This window comes from Luteitalea sp. (assembly GCF_022842525.1).
Taxonomy (GTDB): domain Bacteria; phylum Acidobacteriota; class Vicinamibacteria; order Vicinamibacterales; family Vicinamibacteraceae; genus Luteitalea.
In genome coordinates, this window is the sequence record NZ_JALHPM010000354.1 from 1 (window position 1) to 3,193 (window position 3,193).

General features: G+C 66.3%; 1 protein-coding gene. It reads left to right on the forward strand.

The features are described 5' to 3' along the window. Positions 1–345 precede the first annotated feature (345 nt). Positions 346–3,193: TonB-dependent receptor (locus Q0C41_RS30830; protein WP_291990786.1), on the forward strand; the 2,848-nt coding region annotated here is incomplete at its 3' end.

Below are 3,193 nucleotides of genomic sequence, written 5' to 3' on the forward strand. Positions count from 1 at the left end.
GCGCCTTCCGGGCCGGGGCCGGACGGCGGGCCGGCGTCTTCTTCGTCTGCGCCTGAACGGGCGCGGCGAGGAGCGCGATCGCGAGCGCGACCAGGACGAGGCGCATGCGTCTCAGCTTAACTGACTTCGACGATGAACGCGCCTGCGAGATGGATGACTGGTGCCCCATGAATGTGTGCACGTTCCGGTACCGTGCTTGCTACGCTGTGGCTCGTTCCCTGCGGGCGCGGTGTCCGATGCGCCGATTCCCCCGCCGTTCGGCGGCCGCACACCCGACGGGATTGTGAAGACCTTGTCTTGCTTCAATCTCTTGCACGAACATCCACGGATTATTGGAGGCCTGCGATGAAAGTTCTACGACGAGCCCTGTTCACGGCTCTCCTGGCGCTCACGGCCACGGGACCGGCAGTGGCGCAGATGCAGTCGGGATCGATTCTGGTGCGCGTGACCGACGACCAGGGCGCGGCGGTGCCTGGCGTGGCCGTCACCCTCACGAGCCCGGTGCTCGTAGCCGGCTCGATGAGCGGCGTCACCGACGGCGCGGGCACCAACCGCTTCCCCTCGCTGCTCCCCGGGGTCTACGCCGTGCGGCTCGAGCTGCAGGGATTCAAGACGGTGGTGCGCGAGAACGTCACCGTGCAGGTGGGCGCGACCGTGCCGCTCGATCTGCAGATGCCGCTCGCGACCGTGGCCGAAACGGTCACCGTCACGGGGGCCTCACCGGTCATCGACACGACGAGCGCCAACACGAGCGTGAACCTCGGCGAGCAGCTCCTGCAGGGCACGCCGGGCGGCCGTGACATCTGGTCGCTCGTGGAATACAAGGTGCCGAGCCTGCTCATCACGCGCCCCGACGTCGGCGGCACGTCGGGCGGCCTGCAGGGTGTGTTCAACGCCCGCGGCACGACGAGCGCGCAGAACTCGAGCTTCCTGAACGGGATCAACGTCGGCGACCCGCAGGCCATCGGCGCCGCCGGCTTCTACTACGACTTCGATGCCTTCGACGACATCCAGGTCTCGACCGGGGCCCACGACATCACGGTGCCCACGAGCGGCGTCTTCCTGAACATGGTGACGAAGAGCGGCAGCGACTCGTGGAAGGGCCGCGTGACCACGGCGTGGCTGGGTGACGCGACGCAGGGCCAGAACATCGACGACAACCTGCTCAGGTACGGCTTCCGGCCGACGACCAACGCCGTGGACTTCGTCTCCGATGTCAACGTCAGCGCCGGCGGGCCGCTCCTCAAGAACAAGCTGCGGATGTTCACGTCGTTCCGCGACTGGCGCGTGCACGTCAACGTGCCGGCGGCGTTCTCCACGCTCGTGCTCGATCAGACCGACATCACGTCGGGCCTCCTCAACGCCAACTACCAGGTGTCGCAGAACAACCGCCTCACCGGGCTGTACTCGCGCCAGTACTACAAGAAGCCGCGACGGTTCCTGATTGCCTCGAACCTGGCCACCGAGGACTCGACCGTCAACGAAGACGACGTGTTCGACATCTACCAGGTGTTGTGGAACTCGGTGGTCTCACAGAAGTTCTTCGTCGACGCGCGCGTCGGCGTCAACAGGATCTTCTTCCCGACCTACCTCAACACCACCCAGCAGACGCTGCTCGACTCGGCCACCAACATCCGCACGCGCAACTTCAACGTCGGCACCGAGCGGTGGCGCGACCGGTATCAGGCCAACGCCACCGGCCAGTACTACGTCGACAACTTCCTCGGCGCCCGCCATGAATTCAAGTTCGGCTTCGACCACGCGCACGCCCCGGTCGAGAACCGCGCCACGCGCATCGACGACGTCGAGCCGACCTACAACAGCGCCACCGGCCTGTCGCAGAACGTGCAGATCTTCGCCACCCCGTTCTTCACGAAGACCGCCGTGGACGTCACCGCCCTCTACGCGCAGGACAGCTTCTCGATCAAGCGCCTCACCGTCACCGCCGGCGTCCGGTGGGAGCGCCTGGAGGGCTACCTGCCGGAACAGAGCAGCCCGGCCAGTCGCTTCTTCCCGAACCTCCAGCGCTCGTTCCCGGAACAGCGGAACGTCGTGAACTGGAAGAACTTCGGCCCGCGCCTCAGCGCGGCCTACGACCTGATGGGCACCGGCCGCACGGCGCTCAAGGCCGCCATCGGCCGCTACTACTACGTGATTGGGGCCGGCGGCGGCATTCTCGACGGCGTCAACCCGAACGCGACCTACTCCGAGACCTACAACTGGAACGACATCAACGGCGATCGGATCTTCCAGCCCGGCGAACAGACGGGTAACGCGGTCATCAACCGCGTCGACCCGGCCACGGTGTCGGTGGACCCGAACTACACCCGCCCCTACACCGATGAGTTCACCGGCGGCATCGACCACGAGCTGTTTCCGGCGCTGCGGCTGAGCGCGGTGTTCACGCATCGCCTCGAGCGCAACCCGCAGGCCACGTCGAATCCGGCCAATCCCTTCGACACGTTCCTCACGACCCGGCCCGACGCCGGCCGCGACGGCGTGTTCGGCACGGCCGACGACGGCACCTTCCAGTTCTACGATCGGAAGTCCACGGCGGTGAACGAGACCTTCTTCACCAACGACCGCAGCTACCGCCAGACCTACAACGGGATCGAGATCACGGCCACCAAGCGCATGTCGAACCGCTGGCAGATGGTGGCGGGCTATACCTACGCCCGCAGCCGTGTCGAAGGCCTGAGCGTCAACATCAACCCGAACTCGCTCCTCAATGTCACCGGGCCGCTGGCCGGGCAGAACACGAACTTCAACGGCCAGATCGGCGACCGGCCGCACCAGTTCAAGGTCACCGGCACCTACGTGCTGCCGTTCTACGACATCGGCGTGGCCGGCAACTTCAACGCCCAGAGCGGCATTCCGATCACGCGACAGGTCGTCGTGGCCCAGACCGTGGGCGGCAACAGCACCGTCAATGTCGAACCGCTCGGCTCGTTCCGTCTGCCGAAGCGCGTCGTCGGTGACGTGCGCGTCTTCAAGACGGTGCGGTTCGGCGGCGCGCGCGAGCTCGAAGCGTCGGTCGACTTCAACAACGTCAGCAACAACAACGTCGCCTGGGATGCCCGCACCCTCGGCGGCACGATCAACCTGCGTCAGAACGGCGACCCGGCCGGGGCCATCAACACCCTGCCCCAGTTCGGATCGCCCGCGCAGGTCTACGGTCCGCGCAACATCCGCT